Origin of the sequence: Enterobacter cloacae complex sp. 397G4, from assembly GCF_050031515.1 — a bacterium.
In the GTDB taxonomy this organism is placed as follows: domain Bacteria; phylum Pseudomonadota; class Gammaproteobacteria; order Enterobacterales; family Enterobacteriaceae; genus Enterobacter; species Enterobacter hormaechei_C.
In genome coordinates, this window is sequence record NZ_JBLGWE010000001.1 from 1,158,089 (window position 1) to 1,180,274 (window position 22,186).

Here is a 22,186-nt window from a genome sequence, read left to right on the forward strand (position 1 = left end):
AATCACTTGCACTGCGGCAAAAATTTGCCAGGATAAAGAGGTCATACCAGTTATGACCTCTGAACCTATAACAACGAAAGGCTATTGCGCTATGCAGACACAAATCAAAGTCCGTGGTTATCACCTCGATGTTTACCAGCACGTCAATAACGCCCGCTACCTTGAATTTCTTGAAGAGGCGCGCTGGGACGGCCTGGAGAACAGCGAAAGCTTCCAGTGGCTGACCGCACACAACATCGCGTTTGTGGTCGTCAATATCAACATTAACTACCGCCGCCCGGCTGTGCTGGGGGATGTGCTCACCGTGACCAGTGAGGTCCAACAACTGAATGGCAAAAGTGGTGTATTGAGCCAGGTCGTTACGCTGGAGCCAGAGGGGCAGGTGGTGGCCGATGCGCTGATCACCTTTGTCTGTATCGATCTCAAAACCCAGAAAGCGTTGCCGCTGGAAGGGGAGTTGCGCGAAAAGCTGGAGCTGATGATCGCGTAAAGTTTTGTCTTTTATAAAAGACAAAAAGGGTTTTCAGGGATAAAATCATGAACAGGGACTACGTTGTTAAACGTTACCGAACCCGCGACGGAAAAATACCGTTTGAGGATTGGGTAGCAAAGATGAGACGAAAGGATCCGGAGCTGGCGTTTCGGATCCTTCTGCGAATCGACCGCGCGGAGAAGGGGAATTTTGGCGATTACCGTTATCTCAGAGAGGGTGTCTGGGAGTTGAAGGTTGATTGTGGTCCCGGTTATCGAGTCTATTTTGCAGTCCAGCGTCGGGAAATCTTATTGTTGCTGATCGGCGGTGATAAAAAGAGCCAGAAAGCGGATGTGATGCTGGCAATAGACTACTGGAAAGATCATCAAAAGGATAAACCCAATGAGCAAAAGTGAGCGAAAATTCCCAAGTACCGTCAGCCATGATGAAGCTGTAGTCAAAATGCTGCGCGAAAATCCTTCTTACGCGCAACTCTATCTGCAAATTGCACTGGATGAAATTTACGAAGACCAGGGGATCCCAGCCTATTTGATTGCCCTCAGACGCGTTATCGAAGCGCGCGGCGGTATCGGAGAGATTTCAGCCAAAGCGGGGCTTTCACGTCAGCAGCTATACCGCACCCTGTCCGAAAATGGTAACCCAACGCTGACTACACTGATGAAAATTACCCGTGCTGCCGGTGTAAAACTGTTCGACAGCACGGTCAGGTAGCCCTTATTTCAGCCCGGTCTTTTTCTGCATCGCGGCCATCACGCCCGCTTTATCCGCAAAATAATGATTCAGACCGTTCGCGCGCAGGTTACAGGCGGCACACTGCCCGCAGCCGTCCCCTTTAATGCCGTTGTAGCAGGTCAGGGTCTCGTTGCGAACAACATCCAGCTTGCCCCAGTAGTCGGCCAGGGCCCAGGTTTCAGCCTTATCCAGCCACATCAGCGGCGTTTCGAAGCGGGTCTCTTTTGCCATTCCCAGATCGACGGCGTGATTGAGTGCTTTCACGAATTCATCCCGGCAGTCCGGGTAGCCAGAGAAGTCGGTCTCACACACGCCCGTGATCACCGCTTCGGCTTTCACCTGGTAGGCATAGATCGCCGTCAGGGTCAGGAAGAGAATGTTGCGGCCCGGTACGAAGGTGTTCGGAATGCCGCTGGCATCCGGTTCGTAATCAGGCACCGGAATGCTGTCGCGGGTGAGGCTGCTGACGGCCAGTTCATTTAACAGCGTCACGTCCAGCACTTTATGAGCGCGGGCGCCCAGTTTGAGGGCCAGTTCACGAGCGACATCGATTTCAGCGCGATGACGCTGACCATAATCAAAAGTGACGCAGTGCACTTCATCATACTGGTGAAGCGCCTGAATCAGGCAGGTGGTGGAATCTTGTCCTCCGCTGAACACGACGACGGCACGTTTCATAGATCATCTCGACAGTTACAGTAAAAGCGTCATGTTAACGCCTGGCTAAAGCGGCGACCAGCTTCTTCACGCGTTTGGGGGAGGAAGCCAGGCTTCGGTGAAGTCAAACCAGCCGCGAGTGTTAAGGCGTATGCCGTTGACGCCCGGAGGCGCGCTGATTTGATACTGGTAGTTAAAGAGCGGCGTCAGGGCGGCTGTCTCCATTAACCGGCTGAAGATAGCCTGAAGTCCTGCGTGTCGGTCACGTTCGTCGGCCTGCGTCTGCACCGCATCCAGCGTGGCCTGCAAATGGGTGTATGCCGGTGCGCTCAGCAGATGCGGCCAGAGCGCATCGCAGCGGAGCCACTGCTCAAGCGTGTACGCTGGCGCTTCGCCAATCAGTCTGTCTCCCATCATGATGTCTGCATCGGCAAGCTGCTGGCACCCGTCCCACGTTTTGGCGTCGTGAAAGATGACGGTCAGTTCACAACCCTGCCGCGCAAGGTATGCTTTTAACTGGCTGGCCATGGTGTGAAGCTCAACCGGCAGGTGGTAGACGAGCGTCAATGCCTCTGGCAGCGCAACGCCGGTTAAATCAGGCCATTGGGGGATCGCCCAGCCGGGAAGCAGTTCCTCGGTAGGGGTGATGAGCCCTTCGTTCAGGGGAAGCGTGTGCAGCAGCGTTGAGAGATGAATGATATTAATCAGCCGCTTTGCCTGAAGTTCGCTCAGACGCGGGCTCTGTTTCAGCGTGAGGTAGCAGAAACCCAGACTGGTGCTGTTACTCACCAGCCGCAGGCTGGCCAGCTCGTCGGCCTCGCCAATGGCGATTTGCACCGGGTGGCGACAGCTGGTGCCCAGACTGTAGTCAAAAAGCTGGGGCGTGATCCAGTACTCGATAGCCTTAAGCAACGGATGGCCAAGGTGATACTGCTCGTGGCTTTCCAGACGCACCAGTTCAGGCTCAAAAACGCTCAGCCGAAAGGGACCGCTGCCCACCACCGGGTAATCGGGATGCGCCAGACGGCTACAGTAGGTTGCCAGCCTGTGCGCCAGCCAGTAGTCAGGTTGATGAAGAATAAACGTCAGGCACTGCGGATGCGTGGTTTCGATACGTAAGACGCTGCGGAAAAGCGTGCCCATGCCGGGCTGCGATAACAGCGCCGTCAGGCTTTTCCGGAGCTGTGCCGTATCTATTTTATCGCCGTTATGCCAGTGCAGGGTGGAGCGAATGTAGAAATGCCAGCGCAGGCCGTCAGCGGAGATTTCCCAGTGATGCGCCAGATCGCCCGTGGGTTCACTGCTGGTACCATTAAAACGTGTCAAACCTGAGAATACCTGTCCCGCCAGATGCTGCTCCGCCCGGCCAGGGAGAAACCCCGGCTGAAGCGGCTCCAGCGAGCGATAGTAGGGAATACGCAGCGTCGGCGTATCGTTCTGCCACTGCCCGCCCATAAACGGATGCAGCAGCGATCGCAAATCTTCAGGCGCGAGCTGGGCCAGCTCCAGCGCGTTGTGCTGCTGTCCACTTTTCAGGGCCTCTTCCATCATCGTATTACGCAACGAATCCGGGGTGACGTGAAAGCGTAATTCCCCACGCTTACCTCGTCCGGAGCGGGCGTGCCAGCTTAGCCAGCCCGCCTCCTGCGCCTGGCGCAGCAGGGTGCGAACATGTCGCTCGCTGCAAAAGCAGCGGCTGGCAAGTTCACTGATGGTAACCTGCTGCGGTGCGCCGGCGGAGGGGTGCCACAGACGCTGATACTGGTTAAGACGATTAAGCTGGCGCATGAAAAACCCGGAACAATAATTATCATCTATTCACTATTACTTCCGTATATCTCACGTAATACTGATGCACAAGTTAACCGCATCACATTTCGGGAGTAATTATGGCTCGGCTCGCTGCATTTGATATGGACGGCACGCTGTTAATGCCGGATCACCGTTTAGGGGAGAAAACCCTGAACACACTTAAGCGCCTGCGCGAGCGTGAAGTCACCCTGACGTTTGCCACTGGTCGTCATGTTCTCGAGATGCGCCATCTGCTGGGAACATTTGCCCTCGATGCGTTCCTGATCACCGGCAACGGGACGCGCATTCACTCCGTCGACGGCAATATGCTGCACCGTCAGGATCTGAATCCGGAAGTGGCGGACATTGCCCTGCACAGCACCTGGGATACGCAGGCCAGCGTGCATGTTTTTAATGATGAAGGCTGGTTTACCGGGCGTGAGATCCCGGCCTTGCTGCACGCTCACGTTTACAGCGGCTTTAAATATCAGCTTATCGATTTGCGCCGCATTCCGGCACACAAGGTGACCAAGATCTGCTTCTGTGGCGATCACGACGATCTCTGCCGCCTGCGTATTCAGCTTAACGAGGCGCTGGGCGACCGGGCGCACCTGACCTTCTCGGCGGTGGACTGCCTTGAAGTGCTGCCGGTGGGCTGTAACAAAGGATCTGCGCTGGCGGTGCTGAGCGATCATCTGGGGCTGACGATGCAGGACTGTATGGCCTTTGGTGACGCCATGAACGACCACGAGATGCTGAGCAGCGTGGGTCGTGGACTGATTATGGGGAACGCGATGCCGCAACTTATTGCCGCGCTCCCGCATTTACCGGTTATCGGACACTGTCGTAACGAAGCGGTGTCCCATTTTTTGACGCATTGGCTGGACAAAAATAACCTCCCATATTCCCCCGAATAGTGAGACCCTTCCAGCAAGCCAGGCTTTAGCCTGGCTTTTTTTTATTTCACCAGCTGCGAAATCTGCGCTTTCCACGGTTCTACATCGCCAATAGTTGCCTGCACCCATTCTGCGTTGTAATAGGTGTCCAGGTAGCGCTCCCCGCTGTCACACAGCAGCGTGACGACAGAGCCGGTACGGCCTTCTTCGCGCATCCTCGCGGCCAGCTGTAGCGCGCCCCACATATTGGTGCCGGTGGAAGCCCCGACTTTACGGCCAAGCTGTGTCTCCAGCCAGTGCGCCGTCGCGACGCTGGCGGCGTCCGGCACGCGGAGCATCTCATCCACAACGTCCGGAATGAACGAGGGTTCGACGCGCGGGCGACCAATCCCTTCGATCTTGCTCCCCACGGGGCTGCGCAGGCTGGCATCGCGGGATTGCCAGTAATCGAGGAACACCGAGTTTTGCGGGTCAACCACCATCAGCTGCGTATCATAACCCTGACAGCGGATATAACGTCCGATGGTGGCGGAGGTTCCGCCCGTGCCCGCGCTCATGACAATGTAAGAGGGAACAGGATGCGGCTCGTGGGTCATCTGGCGGAAAATGCTGTCCGCAATGTTATTATTGCCGCGCCAGTCGGTGGCGCGCTCGGCGAAGGTAAACTGGTCCATATAGTGACCATTCAGTTCGCGGGCCAGCATTTCGGAGGCCGCATAGATTTCGCAGGCGCTTTCCACAAAGTGGCAGCGTCCGCCGTAAAATTCGATCTGTTCGACTTTACGTTTCGCCGTGCAGGAGGGCATCACGGCGATAAACGGGAGGCCCAGCAGGCGGGCAAAGTAGGCTTCGGAGACGGCAGTTGATCCGGACGACGATTCAATAATCGTGGTGCCTTCTTTGATCCAGCCGTTACATAAACCGTATAAAAAGAGTGAACGCGCCAGGCGATGCTTCAGGCTGCCGGTAGGATGGGTGCTTTCATCCTTCAGGTAAAGCTGAATGCCGGGAAACCCAGGCAGAGGCAGGCGGATCAAGTGGGTGTCTGCCGAGCGCTGATAGTCGGCATTTATTTCGCTGATGGCATGTTTAACCCAGGTGCTATTCATCGTAGTTATCCGTTTGTCATTTTGTGCCCAGCATAGCGAAAAGCACAGAAAAAATTGTTGCTATGTGACCTTTAAAATAGAATGTAAGGAGAATAATTTTCTCTTCGAGGTGGCTATGTTAGATAAAATTGATCGTAAGCTGCTTTCTTTGCTGCAAAGCGACTGCACCCTCTCTTTGCAGGCGCTGGCAGATGCCGTTAATCTGACCACCACACCGTGCTGGAAGCGCCTCAAGAAGCTGGAAGATGATGGCATTCTGCTGGGACGCGTGGCGTTGCTGGATCCCGAAAAACTGGGGCTTGGACTGACCGCCTTCGTCCTGATAAAAACGCAGCATCACAGTAGCGAATGGTACTGCCGCTTCGTCACCCAGGTTTCCGACATGCCCGAAGTGCTCGGCTTCTGGCGCATGGCGGGGGAATACGACTATCTGATGCGCGTTCAGGTGGCAGACATGAAGCGCTACGATGATTTCTACAAGCGGCTGGTCAATAGCGTACCAGGCTTGTCCGATGTCACCTCCAGTTTCGCCATGGAACAGATTAAATACACCACAGCGTTACCCATTGAATAACTTCTTAAAATACCTTCAGGAAAAGACCGCGTGCGATTATTTGCCCAATTAAGCTGGTACTTTCGTCGGGAGTGGCAACGCTACCTCGGCGCGGTGGCCCTGCTTATTATCATTGCCATTCTGCAACTGATCCCGCCCAAAGTGGTGGGTTACGTCGTGGATGGCGTTACGGAACAACATTACACCGCCGCACGGGTGATGATGTGGGGCGGTACGCTGGTGCTGACGGCCGTGGTGGTTTACCTGCTGCGTTATGTCTGGCGCGTGCTGCTGTTCGGCGCGTCCTATCAGCTTGCCGTTGAGCTGCGCGAGGACTTTTACCGCCAGCTGAGCCGCCAGCACCCTGAGTTTTATCTGCGTCACCGTACCGGGGATCTCATCGCCCGCGCCACTAACGATGTAGACCGCGTGGTGTTTGCCGCCGGTGAAGGGGTGCTAACGCTGGTGGATTCCCTGGTGATGGGCTGTGCGGTACTGATTGTGATGTCTACGCAAATTAGCTGGGAGCTCACGCTGCTGGCGCTGCTGCCGATGCCGCTGATGGCGCTGGCAATTAACCGCTACGGCGAGCAGCTCCATGAACGCTTTAAGCTGGCGCAGGCGGCGTTCTCGTCGCTGAACGATCGCACCCAGGAGAGCATGACCAGCATCCGCATGATTAAAGCGTTTGGTCTGGAAGACCGCCAGTCCGCGCTGTTTGCCGCCGACGCCGCCGATACCGGCGCGAAAAACATGCGCGTGGCGCGTATTGATGCCCGTTTCGATCCGACAATTTATATTGCGATTGGCATGGCGAACCTGCTGGCAGTGGGCGGCGGCAGCTGGATGGTGGTGCAAGGCACGATGACCCTCGGGCAGTTAACCAGCTTTGCGATGTACCTTGGGCTGATGATCTGGCCGATGCTGGCGCTGGCCTGGATGTTTAATATCGTTGAACGCGGGAGCGCCGCTTACAGCCGTATCCGCGCCATGCTGGCGGAAGTGCCGGTCGTGAACGATGGCAGCGAGCCGGTGCCGGAAGGTCCGGGTATTCTCAAGGCTGATATCCGCGCCTTTATCTACCCGCAAACGGAACATCCGGTGCTTGAGAACGTCAGTTTCACGCTGCGTCCTGGTCAGATGCTGGGCATCTGTGGCCCGACGGGTTCCGGTAAAAGCACCATTCTGTCACTGATTCAGCGCCATTTTGACGTGAGCGAAGGCGATATCCGTTTCCACGACGTCCCTCTGCCACGTCTGCTGCTGGATGACTGGCGCAGCCGCCTGGCGGTCGTCAGCCAGACGCCGTTTTTGTTTTCAGACACCATTGCCAACAATATCGCGCTCGGGTGTCCGACGGCGACACAAGACCAGATCGAGCACGTGGCGCGTCTGGCCAGCGTCCACGAGGATATTCTGCGCCTGCCGCAGGGCTACGACACGGAAGTGGGGGAGCGGGGCGTTATGCTCTCCGGCGGACAAAAACAGCGTATCTCTATTGCCCGCGCGCTGCTGCTGGACGCTGAGATCCTGATACTGGATGATGCGCTGTCCGCGGTTGACGGACGTACTGAACATCAAATTTTGCATAACCTTCGCCAGTGGGGAGAGGGGCGCACGGTCATCATCAGCGCGCACCGTCTGTCGGCCCTTACCGAAGCCAGCGAAATTCTGGTGCTTCAGCACGGGCATATTGCTCAGCGTGGTCAGCATGAGCAGCTTGCCGGGCAGACCGGATGGTATCGGGATATGTACCGCTATCAACAGCTTGAAGCCGCGCTGGATGAGGAGGTCGCCGATGCGTAAGTTTGGACAGATGTGGCCGACGTTAAAACGGCTGCTGGCCTATGGCTCACCGTGGCGCAAACCGCTTTCCATCGCCGTGCTGTTGCTGTGGATCGCCGCGATTGCGGAGGTGACCGGTCCGCTGCTTATCAGCTATTTCATCGACAATATGGTGGCGAAAAACTATCTGCCGCTGGGGCTGGTGGCGGGGCTGGGCGTGGCGTATGTCGGCCTACAGCTGACGGCGGCGGGGCTGCACTATGCGCAGTCGCTGCTGTTTAACCGGGCCGCCGTGGGCGTGGTCCAGCAGCTACGCACGGATGTGATGGATGCCGCGCTGCGCCAGCCGCTGAGCGAGTTTGATACCCAGCCGGTCGGACAGGTTATTTCGCGCGTCACCAATGACACCGAGGTGATCCGCGACCTCTATGTAACCGTTGTCGCAACGGTTCTGCGCAGTGCCGCGTTAATTGGCGCGATGCTGGTGGCGATGTTCAGCCTGGACTGGCGTATGGCGCTGGTGGCGATCGCTATTTTCCCGGCGGTGCTGATTGTGATGGTAATTTACCAGCGCTACAGCACGCCGATTGTTCGTCGCGTGCGCGCTTACCTCGCAGATATCAATGATGGCTTCAACGAAGTGATCAACGGCATGAGCGTTATCCAGCAGTTTCGCCAGCAGGCGCGTTTTGGCGAGCGAATGGGAGAAGCCAGCCGCTCGCACTATATGGCGCGGATGCAGACGTTACGGCTGGATGGCTTCCTGTTACGCCCGCTGCTGAGCCTCTTCTCTGCGCTGGTGCTGTGCGGGCTGTTGATGCTGTTTGGCCTGACGACGCGCGGAACCATCGAGGTGGGGGTACTGTACGCATTTATCAGCTACCTTGGACGCCTTAACGAACCGCTGATTGAACTCACCACGCAGCAATCGATGCTGCAACAGGCAGTGGTCGCGGGCGAACGTGTATTCGAGCTGATGGACAGGCCGCGTCAGACCTATGGCGATGACGAACGCCCGCTGGAAAGTGGATCCATAGCGTTTGATCATGTCTCGTTTGCCTACCGCGACGACCAGCTTGTCTTGCAGGATATCAACCTCGAGGTGCCGTCGCGCGGTTTTGTCGCCCTGGTTGGGCATACCGGCAGCGGCAAAAGCACGCTCGCCAGTTTGCTGATGGGCTACTATCCGTTGACGCAAGGGGAGATCCGTCTGGACGGACGGCCGCTTGCCGCGCTTAGCCACAACGCGTTACGTAAGGGCGTCGCGATGGTGCAGCAGGATCCGGTGGTACTGGCGGATACCTTTTATGCCAACGTGACGCTGGGACGACCTTTCACGCCTGAGCAGGTATGGGAGGTGCTGGAAACGGTGCAGCTTGCGGATCTGGCGCGCGGGTTAAGCGAGGGGATCCATACCCGGCTGGGTGAGCAGGGCAATAATCTCTCGGTCGGGCAAAAGCAACTTCTTGCGCTGGCGCGCGTGCTGATTGAGACGCCACAGGTGTTAATTCTGGATGAAGCGACCGCAAGCATTGACTCCGGTACCGAGCAGGCGATCCAGCAGGCGCTGGCTGCCGTGCGGGATCGCACTACGCTGGTGGTAATCGCCCACCGCCTCTCAACCATCGTCGATGCCGATACCATTCTGGTGCTGCACCGTGGCCAGGCCGTTGAACGGGGGACGCACAGAGCGCTGCTTGAGGCAAAAGGACGCTACTGGCAGATGTATCAGTTGCAGCTGGCAGGCGACGAACTGGCCGCCAGCGAGCGCGAGGAAGAGTCACTCAGCGCCTGATGCACCATAACAAGGCAATGCGCTAACAGACTTAACCGTTGGTGCAAAACTGAAACGCACCCTGCACTGCCATGGTGCGTTTTTTTTCGCCTCTTCCCGGCGCATCCGCGCCGCGGCGCTTTCCTCCTCACCTTTCACTTCTGGCACACCCTTTGCAATATCCCTTTCGTGTTAGCTGCGGCCATTACCGAATTCTGACTGGAGGGGATATATGAAGCTGGTTACGGTGGTAATCAAACCATTCAAACTCGAAGACGTGCGTGAAGCGCTGTCTTCCATGGGTATTCAGGGACTGACTGTCACCGAAGTGAAAGGCTTTGGGCGTCAGAAAGGTCATGCCGAGCTTTATCGCGGGGCGGAATACAGCGTTAACTTCCTGCCAAAAGTGAAGATTGATGTGGCGATTGCCGACGATCAGCTTGATGAGGTGATTGATGTCGTCAGCAAAGCAGCCTACACCGGAAAAATTGGCGACGGCAAAATTTTCGTTGCCGAACTACAGCGCGTCATTCGCATCCGTACCGGCGAATCTGACGAAGCGGCGTTGTAAGTAACTCCTGGCACACAGTGATAGGGATCGAGAAAATGAAGAAAGCAACAATGAAAACAGGTCTGGGTTCGCTGGCACTGCTGCCGGGCCTGGCAATGGCTGCACCTGCTGTGGCAGACAAAGCCGATAACGCCTTTATGATGATTTGCACCGCGCTGGTGCTGTTCATGACGATTCCGGGGATCGCGCTGTTTTACGGCGGCCTGATCCGCGGCAAGAACGTACTCTCCATGCTGACGCAGGTTGCCGTCACGTTCGCGCTGGTGTGTGTGCTGTGGGTGGTTTACGGTTACTCGCTGGCCTTCGGGGAGGGCAACGCCTTCTTCGGCAACGTTAACTGGGCGATGCTGAAAAATATCGAACTGACCGCGGTGATGGGCAGTTTTTATCAGTATATTCATGTCGCGTTCCAGGGCTCATTCGCCTGCATCACCGTGGGGCTGATTGTGGGCGCGCTGGCTGAGCGTATCCGCTTCTCTGCGGTACTGATTTTCGTGGTGGTCTGGCTGACGCTCTCCTATATCCCGATTGCGCATATGGTCTGGGGAGGTGGTCTGTTGGCTTCCCATGGCGCGCTGGACTTTGCGGGCGGTACCGTTGTGCACATCAACGCCGCGGTAGCAGGTCTGGTAGGCGCATACCTGATTGGTAAGCGCGTGGGCTTCGGGAAGGAAGCATTCAAGCCGCACAATCTGCCGATGGTCTTTACCGGCACCGCCATCCTCTATTTTGGCTGGTTCGGCTTCAACGCAGGTTCAGCCAGCGCCGCTAACGAAATCGCCGCGCTGGCCTTCGTGAATACCGTTGTGGCAACCGCCGGCGCTATCCTCTCATGGGTATTTGGCGAGTGGGCCGTTCGCGGCAAGCCATCGCTGCTGGGTGCCTGTTCCGGGGCGATTGCCGGTCTGGTAGGTATTACGCCAGCGTGCGGTTACGTGGGCGTGGGCGGTGCGCTGCTGATCGGTATCGTCGCAGGACTGGCGGGGCTGTGGGGCGTTACCGCACTGAAACGTGTTCTGCGCGTTGACGATCCGTGTGATGTATTCGGCGTACACGGTGTGTGCGGCATCGTCGGCTGTATCATGACCGGTATCTTTGCTGCCCAATCTCTGGGCGGTGTGGGTTACGCAGAAGGCGTGACCATGATGCATCAGGTGCTGGTACAGCTGGAAAGCATCGCGATCACCGTTGTCTGGTCCGGTGTTGTGGCCTTTATCGGTTACAAGCTGGCGGATATGACCGTTGGGCTGCGCGTGCCGGAAGAGCAGGAGCGCGAAGGCCTGGACGTCAACAGCCACGGCGAGAATGCCTATAACGCATAATTTGAGTGCCTTGCCGGGCGGCGGCTTCGCCTTACCCGGCCTGAAAAAGCACAATTCGCAGGCCCGGTGAGCGCAGCGCCACCGGGCTTTTTACATCACCCGCGATTACGCATCACACCTTCCTGCACGGTAGAAGCCACCAGCACGCCATCCTGAGCGTAAAACTCCCCGCGTACAAAGCCGCGCGCGCTGGACGCAGAGGTACTTTCCACGCTGTAAAGCAGCCATTCGTTCATATCGAATGGACGGTGGAACCACATGGAATGGTCAATTGTGGCTACCTGCATCCCTTTTTCGAGGAAGCCCACACCGTGCGGCTGTAGCGCAACCGGCAGGAAGTTGAAATCCGACGCATACCCCAGCAGGTACTGATGCACGCGTAAATCTGCGGGTACGCTGCCGTTGGCGCGGATCCACACCTGGCGGGCGGGCTCAGCGGTATGCCCCTTCATTGGGTTATGAAATTCGACCGGGCGGATCTCCAGCGGTTTATCGCACAGAAACTTCTCTTTTACCTGCGGCGGCAGCAGATGCGCGAGAGCGCGGGCAATTTCGGTTTCCGATTTCAGATCGTCCGGCGACGGGGCAGACGGCATCTTTTTTTGATGCTCATAGCCCGGCTCTGGCGCCTGGAACGAGGCGGTCATGTAGAAGATGGGTTTGCCATGCTGGATGGCCGCCACGCGACGGGCGCTGAAGCTTTGACCGTCACGCAGAACTTCCACGTCGTAAACAATCGGTTTAGCGCTGTCACCGGGGCGTAAAAAGTAGCTGTGAAACGAGTGCACCAGACGGTCTGCCGGGACGGTCTCCTTGGCGGCATACAGCGCTTGCCCCACGACCTGGCCGCCAAAAACCTGGCGTAAGCCTAAATCTTCGCTCTGTCCGCGAAATAGCCCTTCTTCTATTTTTTCCAGGTTCAGTAATGTCAGCAGATTGTTCAGTGCCTGACTCATAGTGGTCCTCAATAAACGCCGTGGCGAAAGATACGCTGAGTATAACCCAGAAATGAAAGTGGTCCGATGGGTAGAATAATCTTAATATCCGGACGAAATTAGGCATAAATCCGTGATTTGTGCCACACTTGTATTCGTTATGTGAATAAAACGACATCAGATGGGATCGATCCCGCTGGTGCATTGATGATAAGGAGACTTCAATGAAACTCGTGCCTATGCTCAGTGGTGTAGCAATTGCGGTAGCGTTGTCCGCCTGTGCTGGTAAGAGTGCCGATGTACCGGTGCCAACAGCAAGCGCAAACGGGATTAACACCCTTTCACAGCAAGCTATTCAGCAGCCAAATGTTTCCGGTACGATCTGGATCAAACAGAAGGTTGCGCTGCCGCCGGATGCGGTTTTAACGGTCACGCTGTCTGATGCTTCCCTGGCGGATGCGCCGTCCAAAGTGCTTGCGCAGCGCGCGGTTCGTACAGAGGGTAAACAGGCGCCGTTCAGCTTTGTGCTGCCGTACAACCCGTCTGACGTGCAACCTAATGCGCGTATCCTCCTGAGCGCGGCGGTAACGATCAACGATAAGCTGGTCTTTATCACCGATACCGTGCAGGAAGCGGTCAACAAAGGCGGCACCAAAATCGACCTGACCCTGGTACCGGTGCAGCAAACTGAAGTACCTGTTGCAACGCAGACCAATCAGCCGACTCTGCCTACACCGCCAACACAGCTGTAATTCTCTTTCGCCCTCTCTATGTTGACGGGAGAGGGCGTCAGTACTCCCAGCGATACTTCTGCATATCAATTTGTCCTGCCCCGGACACCTGCACCCCTTCTGAAAGTAAAGCCTGACGCTGGCGCTGCAAGTCTGGCCCGGTGAGGGAAATGGCGCCATGGCGATTGACGACCCGGTGCCACGGTAACGTGCTTCCTTCCGGTAGCCTCCTCAGCACGCCGCCTACCTGACGCGCCGCGCGCGGAGAACCCGCCAGCCGGGCGACTTCCCCATAGGTCGTGACACAGCCTTCCGGGATCGAGGCTACGATTTGCCACACTCGCTGTGGGAAAGTGTCATGTTCGTCCATTGTTTCTCCTGCGGGAAATCAGCGAAGGGTAATGTTATACGAAGATAAAGAAGATTGTCGGGGCAGTTTGCGCAATAATCCAGCATCCGGTTGCCAGCGGCTTGCAATTGAGGTGCTCCACAGGGATAATGCGCCAGCGCGTTGGTTATCAACGCTCTCAATGGGGGCTCTGTTGGTTCTCCCGCAACGCTACTCTGTTCACCAGGTCAGGTCCGGAAGGAAGCAGCCAGGGCAGACGACGTGGGTGCCGGGATGTTGCTGGCAGGGCCCCCACCCATTTGTGCTCCTCTCCAGTCGTTCCCCTGAATAAACCTTCTAAATTATGTGACTATTGTATTTTTTGTAATGCAACCTTCATTTAACTGAAATAATAATGTCATAAACCTGTAATAATAGACTGTCATTTTATTTTTCGATGCCTTTATTCTGTCATAAGCTAAAAAATATATATCTGGATAACAAACTTATCTTCGTGTATCAAATTAAACACGTGTTCCGAAAGGATGTGACAATCATGGTTACTGCGGTTTTAAACGTTAAAATTGATGAAGCGCTAAAAGAAAGACTTCGCCACTATGCGGAAGACAATAATGAGAATTTAAGCGTGACCACAGAGAAACTGCTGCTGCTGGCATTTGAAGCAGTAGAAGAGGCGGGAGTATCGGAAGAGGATGTTGATAATCAGCATACGGAAGAAGAGAGCGTAACTCCATTTACTCCTAAAGAAATCAAAGCACTACGTAAACTTCTGAAGAAGAGAAAATGAAACAACAACTATCGACTGCCAGTGACTACAACGAGGCCTGCAATCTGTTACGTTCCGGCTACGTGAAACATGTTCGTCTTGGCTGGAATGTAGGAAGTGATGAGTTCTTTCGTATTGCGTCTGACTGGTGTGATACCGGTGCAAAAATAAAGAAAGAAGGGGGTAATTTCATTATTTCGCTGAAAGGCTTCCCGATTCCACCTCAACATTAAGTTGTTCTTCATGAAAACTGCTGACTGCATGCGATACAGTCAGCAATTTTTATTGTTTCTGGCGAATAATTTACACCAGGCTCCGTTTTACTGGCGCTACACTTTTATTTAATGCACGCCACAGCGGTTTGATCCGCAATAATGCCTCTTCAAGTTCTGGTGAACTGAGTGAGAAGGGCATACGCAGGTAGCGGTCAAACGCGCCTGATAGTCCAAAACGCGTGCCGGTGCCCATAATGATGCCTGTCGTTTCGGCGCGTGCCGCCAGCTGTGTCGCCAGCATGCCGGGTAATTCAATCCAGTATGAAAGCCCTCCCTCCGCTTCCTGAAACCGCCATTCGGGGAAATGTTCCCGCAGCATCTGGCCGCAGCGGTCGCGCCGTTCTGCCAGCATTTGCCGCCGGGCAGGCAGGAAGGTTGCACTGTTTTCGATAAGCCACAGCGTGGCCAGCTGTTCCAGCACCGGAGAGCCCAGATCCAGCGTGTCGCGCGTTTGCGCGAGGGTGGCGATAGTGCGTGACGAGGCGCGGATCCAGCCGAGACGCAGCCCACCCCAGAAGCTTTTACCTGCGGAACCCAGCGTTATCACCGTGGCCTCCGGGTTAAAGGCGGCCAGCGGCGGCGGCGGGGGAACATCGAACCAGAGATCGACCATGGTTTCATCCACCACCAGCGTGGTGCGGGTTTGCGCGGCGATGTCGGTTATGGTCTGGCGCGTCGCGGCATCCATGCAACGTCCGGTCGGATTATGAAAATCCGGCATCAGATAGGCCAGACGCGGGGCTGTCTGGGCAAGCGTTGCGGCAAAACCGTCGGTATCCCAGCCCGTTTCAGGCAGCGAGACGCCCACGGGCCGGCATAGCGCCCCCTGAATAGCGGCTATCGCCAGCGGGTAGGTGGGATGATCCACCACCACGCGATCCCCGGGACCGGTCATCATTCTTAAGATCAGGGCGAAGCCGCTGACGGCGCCGTTCACCACCATCACTTCGTCTGCCCGGGTGGGCAGACCGCGTGCGGTGTAGCGGGCGGCAATAGCTTCACGCAGCGCCGGAAGCCCAAGCTGATCGTACCCGGTCAGCGCCAGATTCGGCGTGATGGCCGTCAGCGCGTGGGCGTAGGCCTGGTGGATCTCTGGTCCCGCGTTGAGTGCGGCGGTTGAGAGATCCAGCGCCGCGCTGGCAGTAGAAAGCGTGGGCACGGCGCGGCGGTCTGGCAGGATCGCCCGCGAACCGCTGCCGTGACGGCTCTCCAGATATCCCTCTTCCCGCAGATGCGCCAGCGCGCTGCTGATGGTGGTGCGGCTTACGCTCAGAGCGGCGGCCAGTTCCCGCTCTCCGGGCAGGCGCGTGTTTAACGCCAGCCTGCCATCCAGAATTAACAGGCGTAACGCGTCAGCCAGTTGGCGCCACAGCGGGGTGCGGGAAGAGGCTTGCTGCCAGTGCCCTAACAGGCGTACCAGAGACTGGCTTCCAAAACGACGTGATGACATATGCAGTCCACTATTTGAAAACTGGACATTAATCATAGTGCCATTTTCACCGAAGATGGAACCTGGTTCTTCGGAGAAGAGAAAATGGTACGTCGTCTGGTACAACTTTATGTCGGTTTAGGCCTGTACGGGCTTTCAACCGCGATGTTTATTCGTTCGGATCTGGGTGTCGACCCGTGGGATGTCTTTCACCTTGGCGTCGCCATCCAGACCGGGATGAGCATCGGCACGGTGATTATTTTAACCGGGGCCGCGGTGCTGCTGCTGTGGATCCCGCTGCGTCAGCTGCCGGGACTGGGTACTATCAGTAATGTGATTTGTATTGGTCTGGCGGCCGATGCGTCAATGGCGCTGATCCCTGAGCTCACCTCGCTGCCCGTGCGCATCACCCTGCTGGTTTCCGGCATTGTGGTTAACGCCCTTGCCACCGGGATGTATATCGGCGCGGGTTTTGGCGCAGGCCCGCGCGACGGTCTGATGACCGGCATACATGCCCGGCTGGGCTGGTCGATCCGCAGCGTGCGTACCGCGATCGAGGTGACCGTGTTGATCGTCGGCTACCTCCTCGGGGGAGCGTTTGGCGTTGGAACCGTACTGTATGCATTAACCATCGGCCCGCTGATCCAGCTCTGTTTGCCGTGGTTTCGTCAGGGACCGCGCATTCAGAAAGCCGCGCGGCCGGAGCGGATTGTTTAATTTTGCGAAGCGCTCACAGGCTATGATGGCGTAACTGTGTCAGAATAGAGACTTCTCTTTTTACGACGCCAGAATGTATGAAAGCGATCACTCTTTATGACGTTGCCCGCGTGGCGGGCGTTTCCTATCAGACCGTTTCCCGGGTGATTAACGACGCAGAACACGTTTCTGCCCGTACGCGGGAAAAGGTCCGGCAGGCCATGGCGGCGCTACACTATGTGCCTAACCGTGGCGCGCAGCAGCTGGCCGGGAAACGTACCCGCACGCTGGGGCTGATGACCAGCGATCTGGCGCTGCATGCGCCGTCGCAAATCGCCTCAGCTGTAAAATCCCGGGCAGTGGAGCAGGGGGCTAGCGTACTCATCTCCATGGTGGAGCAACCCGCGCAGTGTCAGGCTGCTTTGCAGGAATTACTGGCGCAGCGCGTGGAGGCGCTGCTGGTGAACGTTCCGCTGGAAGATGCACAGGCAGAAATGCTTCAGGAAATGGCCTCGCCGACCCCGGTTCTTTTTCTCGATGTTTCCCCCACAGCTCGGGTTAACAGCCTTGTTTTCAATGCCGAACAGGGCGCTGGCCTGGGGGCAGAGCATCTGCTTTCGCTGGGGCACCAGCGAATTGCGCTGCTCGCCGGGCCGGAAAGTTCTGTCTCTGCCCGGGCTCGTCTGGCGGGATGGAAAACCACGCTGGCCCGGGCCGGCGTGGAGGCGTTTGCGGTGGCGCAGGGCGACTGGAGCGCGGCCTCGGGCTATGAGAAAGGGCATCAGCTCCTGGCGGGCGCGCAGCTGCCGGAGGCGATCCTCGTCGCTAACGATCAGATGGCGCTTGGCGTTTTACGCGCCTGTGCGGAAAAAGGCGTTGCGGTACCGGGGCAGATCTCGGTTGTCGGGTTTGATGATACGGCTGACAGCGCGTGGTTTTCACCTCCGCTCACCACCGTTCGGCAGGCGTTCCGCGAGGCCGGTGAGCGCAGCGTGGAGCGGCTGATGGCACCTGCCCATCACGACGAATGCTGGCAGGAACAACTTCCCGTTACGTTGATCGTGCGTCATTCCACCGCGCCGCGCGCCGCACAGCAGGCCGATCGTGAAGATCTGGCGCAACAGCTCAGAACGCTGGCGCTGCTGGCGGAGAAGCTGGCGCGCAGCTAGCACTTTTGTGATCGTGCTCGCCTGGTGACGATCAAAGTCTTTACCGCCACCGTTTACCAGGGCATGTTGGCTAAAATTGTGAGCGCTTCGCAAAGAGGTTGATATGTCTTCTACATTGCCGCTGACCCTCAGCGCACTGCTGGCGCGTCGTGACTGGGAAAACCCGGGCGTGACGCAGTGGAATCGTCTGGCCGCACACGCGCCTTTTCATAGCTGGCGCGATGAAACCTTCGCCCGCGAGGATAAGCCTTCGCTGAGCAAGCGTCTGCTTAACGGCGTCTGGCGATTCAACTTTTTCCCGGCGCCAGAGCAGGTTCCCGAGACATGGGTAACGGACGATCTGGCTGACGCCGTTGAGATGCCCGTGCCGTCGAACTGGCAGATGGAGGGATTTGACACTCCCATCTATACCAACGTCACCTATCCGATAAATGTGAACCCGCCGTATGTTCCGGCTGAAAACCCAACTGGTTGTTACTCGCTCACATTTGAGATGGATGACGCCTGGCTGTGCAGCGGGCAAACCCGCATTATTTTTGACGGGGTGAATTCAGCTTTTCATCTGTGGTGTAACGGCCAGTGGGTGGGCTATTCGCAGGACAGCCGTCTGCCTGCGGAGTTCGATCTCAGCGCGGTGCTGCGACCGGGGCAGAACCGTCTGGCGGTGATGGTGTTACGCTGGTGCGACGGAAGCTACCTGGAAGATCAGGACATGTGGCGGATGAGCGGCATTTTCCGTGACGTCTCGCTGCTGCACAAGCCGGAAACGCGAATTGCCGATTATCAGATCGTGACCGATCTGAATGCCGAATGCGATCGGGCGATACTCCGGGTTGACGTTGCGCTGGAAGGCTCACGCTACGCCGAATGCGAGGTGGCGTTTACCCTGTGGCGTAACGGCGAAGCCTGCGCGCAAACCACGCAGCAGCCCGGATCGGCCATCGTGGACGAACGCGGCAGTTGGGCAGAACGGCTCACGGTGGCGATCCCCGTGAACGCTCCCGCGCTGTGGAGCGCTGAAACACCGGAATGCTATCGGCTGACAATGTCGCTTCGGGATGCGCAGGGTAACGTGCTGGAGACTGAAGCCTGCGATGTCGGTTTCAGACGCGTCGAAATCAGCAACGGCCTGCTGAAGCTTAACGGCAAACCGCTGCTGATCCGCGGCGTGAACCGTCACGAACATCATCCTGAGAAGGGGCAGGTGATGGATGAGGCGACCATGCGCCGCGACATCGAACTGATGAAGCAGCATAACTTCAACGCCGTGCGCTGCTCGCATTATCCGAACCATCCTCTGTGGTACACGCTTTGCGATCGCTACGGCCTGTACGTGGTCGATGAGGCGAATATTGAAACCCACGGCATGGTGCCGATGAGCCGCCTGGCGGACGATCCGCGCTGGCTGCCTGCCATGAGCGAACGCGTAACGCGTATGGTGCAGCGGGACCGGAATCATCCGTCCATCATCATCTGGTCCCTGGGGAATGAGTCCGGGCATGGGGCGAATCACGATGCGCTGTACCGCTGGCTGAAAACCGCCGATCCCACGCGGCCGGTGCAGTACGAAGGCGGTGGCGCCAGTACGGCCGCTACCGATATTGTCTGCCCGATGTATGCCCGCGTCGATCAGGATCAGCCATTCCCGGCGGTGCCAAAGTGGTCGATTAAAAAGTGGATCGGCATGCCGGACGAAACCCGTCCGCTGATCCTGTGCGAGTATGCCCACGCGATGGGCAACAGCTTTGGCGGCTTTGCCAGCTACTGGCAGGCATTCCGCAGCCATCCCCGTTTGCAGGGCGGCTTTGTCTGGGACTGGGTCGATCAGGCGCTGACGAAAAAAGCGGAAGACGGCACGGCATTCTGGGCCTACGGCGGCGATTTTGGCGATAAGCCCAACGACCGTCAGTTCTGCCTCAACGGGCTGGTGTTTCCCGATCGCACTCCGCACCCCGCCCTTTACGAGGCGCAGCGTGCCCAGCAGTTCTTTACCTTTACGCTGGTGAGCACCGTTCCGCTGGTCGTCGATATCCAGAGCGATTATCTGTTCCGTCATACTGACAACGAGCATCTGCGATGGTCAGTGGCGCGTGACGGTGCGGTATTGGCTTCCGGCGAAACCCCCCTTTCTGTTGCGCCTCAGGAGACGCAGCGCGTTGAGATCCCGCTGCCTGAGCTTGATGCTGAGCCGGGCGAGGTCTGGCTCAACGTGGAGATCGTTCAGCCGCATGCCACGCCGTGGTCGCCGCCCGGCCACCGTTGTGCCTGGGATCAGTGGCCGCTCCCGGCTCCGCTGTACCTTGCGCCACCGAAAGCAGGCGGAACCCCTCCGCAGCTAACGGTGCAGGACGAAGCGCTGGATATTACTCATCAGCAGCAGCGCTGGCAGTTTAGCCGTCTCACCGGAAACCTGACCCAGTGGTGGAACGAGGGCGCTGAAACGCTCCGTTCCCCGCTAACGGATAACTTCACCCGTGCGCCGCTGGACAATGACATTGGCGTCAGCGAGGCGACCCGCATCGATCCGAACGCGTGGGTGGAACGCTGGAAAGCGGCAGGGATGTATGGGATGTCCGCGCGCCTCCTCCAGTGTGAAGCGGAGCAGCATGCCCGTGAGGTGGTGGTGACCACGCAGCACATCTGGGAGCATCAGGGTAAAGCGCTGTTTATCAGCTGCAAGCTCTGGCGGATTGATGACCACGGGGTGCTGCACGGTGATGTGCAGGTGACGGTGGCGTCTGACATTCCTGAGCCCGCTCGCGTGGGCCTGAGCGTTATGCTGGCGGATATCCCGGAAACGGTGCGCTGGCTGGGGCTAGGCCCGCTGGAGAACTATCCGGACAGAAAACTGGCGGCGCAGCAGGGGCGCTGGGCATTACCGCTGGAAGAGATGCAGACGCCGTATATCTTCCCGACGGAGAACGGTTTGCGCTGCGACACCCGCGAGCTGACGTTTGGCTCCCATCAGTTGCAGGGACAGTTCCATTTCTCCCTGAGCCGTTATAGCCAGCGGCAGCTGCATGAGACAACGCATCAGCATTTGCTGCGGGAAGAGGCTGGCTGCTGGTTGAATCTTGATGCGTTTCACATGGGCGTAGGGGGGGACGACTCATGGAGCCCGAGCGTAGCCCCGGCCTTCATTCTGCAAAACCTCCGGCTGCGCTACACGTTTAGCTGGCAGCAGAACGGCTGAGCCGACACGTGCGGCCACTGCCGTGGCCGCAATGCTTATCTCAGGATCCCGCTTGCGCCGTGAATGCTCATATAAATCCCGACTACCGCGATCAGTGCCGCTGAGATCCACGGCGCCTTGCGCGAAAAGGCGCTAAAGCCGGGCCAGCGCTTCGCCGCATGTTTCATGCTTAATGCGGCAATTGCGCCAGAGGCGACGAGAGTGAGCGCCAGTCCGATACTGAAACTGAACACCAGCGTGGCGCCGAGCGCGAAATGTTTCAGTTGCAGGCAGATCATCAGCACCGTAATGGAGGCCGGACAGGGGATAAGCCCACCGGTCAGGCCGAATAGCGCGATTTGCCCGGTGGTGACCTCTTTACCGTTGAAGCGTCGGTTAATGTCCTGGGCGTGTGCGCGCTGGTGGGCATCCTGCCACTCCTCTTCAACCAGAGGAGACGTGTGGTCGTGATGATGCGCGTGGTCGTGATGATCATGATGGTGATGATGATCATCATGGTGGTGATGCGGCTGGCTCTCCTGCCAGGTTCGCCACGCCATCCACAGGGCGATCAACACGATCAGAACCCCGGAAATCAACTGAAACCAGGGCTCAGATGTATCTGCGTCCCATCCCCGACCAAACCCTAATCCTGCCATCGCAATGATCCAGACGACCGCCGTATGAGACAGCGTTGCGGACAACCCAAGCAACACAGCCTGTTTCAGCGTACCGCGGATCGCCACAATGAAAGCCGCCATCATTGTTTTTGAATGGCCTGGCTCGAGGCCGTGGAGCGCGCCAAGCAGGATGGCGCTGGGGACAAACAGCCAGGCGTTACCCTGCTGAAGAAGAGAAGAAAAAGCGTTCATTGAACATTCCGGGGTGGAAAACATGCCGAGAATACTACTCCCCCCCAGTAGTATAATACTACCCCCCAGTAGAAAAATACCCAGGGGGAGTAGAGCGTGATATGCTTTT

The 22,186-nt window shown here is 57.4% G+C and carries 22 protein-coding genes and 1 other RNA gene; 16 read left to right on the forward strand and 7 right to left on the reverse strand.

The window, feature by feature from the left end; genetic code table 11:
• Positions 1 to 91: 91 nt before the first annotated feature.
• Genes ACQG1Y_RS05485 through ACQG1Y_RS05495 form a run of 3 tightly spaced genes read left to right on the forward strand, consistent with a single transcriptional unit; the run spans position 92 to position 1,204 of the window.
• The gene (locus ACQG1Y_RS05485; RefSeq protein WP_017694410.1) at positions 92 to 490 is read left to right on the forward strand and encodes a YbgC/FadM family acyl-CoA thioesterase; all 399 of its coding nucleotides are present in this window, start codon (positions 92 to 94) and stop codon (positions 488 to 490) included.
• 47 nt (positions 491 to 537) lie between these two features.
• On the forward strand, positions 538 to 888 hold the full coding sequence (locus ACQG1Y_RS05490; protein ID WP_032670484.1) for a type II toxin-antitoxin system RelE/ParE family toxin: 351 nt from the start codon (positions 538 to 540) through the stop codon (positions 886 to 888).
• The gene (locus ACQG1Y_RS05495) at positions 875 to 1,204 is read left to right on the forward strand and encodes a DNA-binding protein (protein ID WP_414234652.1); all 330 of its coding nucleotides are present in this window, start codon (positions 875 to 877) and stop codon (positions 1,202 to 1,204) included. Before ACQG1Y_RS05490 ends, ACQG1Y_RS05495 begins: the two co-directional genes overlap by 14 nt.
• 3 nt (positions 1,205 to 1,207) lie before the next feature.
• Here ACQG1Y_RS05495 and queC read toward each other — a convergent pair whose 3' ends face one another.
• Positions 1,208 to 1,903, reverse strand: a complete 696-nt coding sequence (queC, locus tag ACQG1Y_RS05500) for a 7-cyano-7-deazaguanine synthase QueC (RefSeq protein WP_015571271.1) — start codon at positions 1,901 to 1,903, stop codon at positions 1,208 to 1,210.
• Positions 1,904 to 1,969: 66 nt separating this feature from the next.
• Complete coding sequence (locus ACQG1Y_RS05505; RefSeq protein WP_426736694.1) at positions 1,970 to 3,670, reverse strand: SgrR family transcriptional regulator; 1,701 nt, start codon at positions 3,668 to 3,670, stop codon at positions 1,970 to 1,972.
• Positions 3,671 to 3,771: 101 nt separating this feature from the next.
• Here ACQG1Y_RS05505 and cof point away from each other — a divergent pair, with 101 nt between their 5' ends.
• Positions 3,772 to 4,590 carry an HMP-PP phosphatase gene (gene cof, locus ACQG1Y_RS05510; protein ID WP_408626897.1) on the forward strand — a complete coding sequence of 273 codons (819 nt, stop codon included), beginning with the start codon at positions 3,772 to 3,774 and terminating at the stop codon, positions 4,588 to 4,590.
• A gap of 41 nt (positions 4,591 to 4,631) precedes the next feature.
• Here cof and ACQG1Y_RS05515 read toward each other — a convergent pair whose 3' ends face one another.
• Positions 4,632 to 5,678: a PLP-dependent cysteine synthase family protein gene (locus ACQG1Y_RS05515; RefSeq protein ID WP_017383196.1), complete on the reverse strand. Its 1,047-nt coding sequence runs from the start codon at positions 5,676 to 5,678 to the stop codon at positions 4,632 to 4,634.
• Between the two features lie 115 nt (positions 5,679 to 5,793).
• Here ACQG1Y_RS05515 and ACQG1Y_RS05520 point away from each other — a divergent pair, with 115 nt between their 5' ends.
• The 5 genes from ACQG1Y_RS05520 (at position 5,794) to amtB (ending at position 11,683) form a co-directional block, all read left to right on the forward strand.
• Entirely contained in the window at positions 5,794 to 6,252 is a 459-nt protein-coding gene (locus ACQG1Y_RS05520) for an Lrp/AsnC family transcriptional regulator (protein ID WP_015571267.1), read from the forward strand.
• Between the two features lie 30 nt (positions 6,253 to 6,282).
• The gene (locus tag ACQG1Y_RS05525) at positions 6,283 to 8,037 is read left to right on the forward strand and encodes a SmdA family multidrug ABC transporter permease/ATP-binding protein (protein ID WP_017383197.1); all 1,755 of its coding nucleotides are present in this window, start codon (positions 6,283 to 6,285) and stop codon (positions 8,035 to 8,037) included.
• Entirely contained in the window at positions 8,030 to 9,811 is a 1,782-nt protein-coding gene (locus ACQG1Y_RS05530) for a SmdB family multidrug efflux ABC transporter permease/ATP-binding protein (protein WP_023296031.1), read from the forward strand. Before ACQG1Y_RS05525 ends, ACQG1Y_RS05530 begins: the two co-directional genes overlap by 8 nt.
• A gap of 211 nt (positions 9,812 to 10,022) precedes the next feature.
• Positions 10,023 to 10,361 (forward strand): P-II family nitrogen regulator, encoded by a 339-nt coding sequence (gene glnK, locus ACQG1Y_RS05535; protein ID WP_006809867.1) that lies wholly within the window; start codon positions 10,023 to 10,025, stop codon positions 10,359 to 10,361.
• A gap of 35 nt (positions 10,362 to 10,396) precedes the next feature.
• Complete coding sequence (amtB, locus tag ACQG1Y_RS05540; RefSeq protein ID WP_015571265.1) at positions 10,397 to 11,683, forward strand: ammonium transporter AmtB; 1,287 nt, start codon at positions 10,397 to 10,399, stop codon at positions 11,681 to 11,683.
• A gap of 95 nt (positions 11,684 to 11,778) precedes the next feature.
• Here the strand turns inward: amtB and tesB are convergent, their stop codons facing one another.
• Positions 11,779 to 12,639: an acyl-CoA thioesterase II gene (tesB, locus tag ACQG1Y_RS05545; protein ID WP_032652717.1), complete on the reverse strand. Its 861-nt coding sequence runs from the start codon at positions 12,637 to 12,639 to the stop codon at positions 11,779 to 11,781.
• A 203-nt stretch (positions 12,640 to 12,842) separates the two neighbouring features.
• Between tesB and ACQG1Y_RS05550 the strand changes: the two genes are divergently transcribed.
• Positions 12,843 to 13,370: a YbaY family lipoprotein gene (locus tag ACQG1Y_RS05550; protein ID WP_023296032.1), complete on the forward strand. Its 528-nt coding sequence runs from the start codon at positions 12,843 to 12,845 to the stop codon at positions 13,368 to 13,370.
• A gap of 37 nt (positions 13,371 to 13,407) precedes the next feature.
• Here ACQG1Y_RS05550 and ACQG1Y_RS05555 read toward each other — a convergent pair whose 3' ends face one another.
• Positions 13,408 to 13,719, reverse strand: a complete 312-nt coding sequence (locus ACQG1Y_RS05555; RefSeq protein ID WP_003859016.1) for an MGMT family protein — start codon at positions 13,717 to 13,719, stop codon at positions 13,408 to 13,410.
• A gap of 170 nt (positions 13,720 to 13,889) precedes the next feature.
• Here ACQG1Y_RS05555 and ffs point away from each other — a divergent pair.
• From ffs to ACQG1Y_RS05570, 3 genes are all read left to right on the forward strand, one after another.
• Positions 13,890 to 13,986: signal recognition particle sRNA small type (ffs, locus tag ACQG1Y_RS05560), an RNA gene on the forward strand.
• 247 nt (positions 13,987 to 14,233) lie between these two features.
• Entirely contained in the window at positions 14,234 to 14,485 is a 252-nt protein-coding gene (locus tag ACQG1Y_RS05565) for a hypothetical protein (protein ID WP_006809862.1), read from the forward strand.
• Positions 14,482 to 14,697, forward strand: a complete 216-nt coding sequence (locus tag ACQG1Y_RS05570; RefSeq protein ID WP_023303197.1) for a hypothetical protein — start codon at positions 14,482 to 14,484, stop codon at positions 14,695 to 14,697. The genes ACQG1Y_RS05565 and ACQG1Y_RS05570 overlap by 4 nt, the downstream gene beginning before the upstream one ends.
• Positions 14,698 to 14,767: 70 nt before the next feature.
• On the opposite strand, the gene ACQG1Y_RS05575 is transcribed toward ACQG1Y_RS05570, so the two are convergent.
• Positions 14,768 to 16,189, reverse strand: a complete 1,422-nt coding sequence (locus ACQG1Y_RS05575) for a PLP-dependent aminotransferase family protein (RefSeq protein ID WP_032671370.1) — start codon at positions 16,187 to 16,189, stop codon at positions 14,768 to 14,770.
• Between the two features lie 84 nt (positions 16,190 to 16,273).
• On the opposite strand from ACQG1Y_RS05575, the gene ACQG1Y_RS05580 reads away from it, so the two are divergent.
• The 3 genes from ACQG1Y_RS05580 to ACQG1Y_RS05590 all read left to right on the forward strand — a co-directional run bounded on the left by ACQG1Y_RS05580 (position 16,274) and on the right by ACQG1Y_RS05590 (position 21,226).
• The gene (locus tag ACQG1Y_RS05580; RefSeq protein ID WP_015571261.1) at positions 16,274 to 16,885 is read left to right on the forward strand and encodes a YczE/YyaS/YitT family protein; all 612 of its coding nucleotides are present in this window, start codon (positions 16,274 to 16,276) and stop codon (positions 16,883 to 16,885) included.
• Between the two features lie 77 nt (positions 16,886 to 16,962).
• A complete protein-coding gene (locus ACQG1Y_RS05585; RefSeq protein WP_017694402.1) occupies positions 16,963 to 18,033 on the forward strand; it encodes a LacI family DNA-binding transcriptional regulator in 1,071 nt (356 codons plus the stop codon).
• 103 nt (positions 18,034 to 18,136) lie between these two features.
• Positions 18,137 to 21,226, forward strand: coding sequence for a beta-galactosidase (locus ACQG1Y_RS05590; protein ID WP_414234651.1), 3,090 nt, complete (start codon positions 18,137 to 18,139; stop codon positions 21,224 to 21,226).
• Positions 21,227 to 21,261: 35 nt separating this feature from the next.
• Here ACQG1Y_RS05590 and ACQG1Y_RS05595 read toward each other — a convergent pair whose 3' ends face one another.
• Positions 21,262 to 22,077, reverse strand: a complete 816-nt coding sequence (locus ACQG1Y_RS05595) for a nickel/cobalt efflux protein RcnA (protein ID WP_045907189.1) — start codon at positions 22,075 to 22,077, stop codon at positions 21,262 to 21,264.
• Positions 22,078 to 22,186 lie beyond the last annotated feature (109 nt).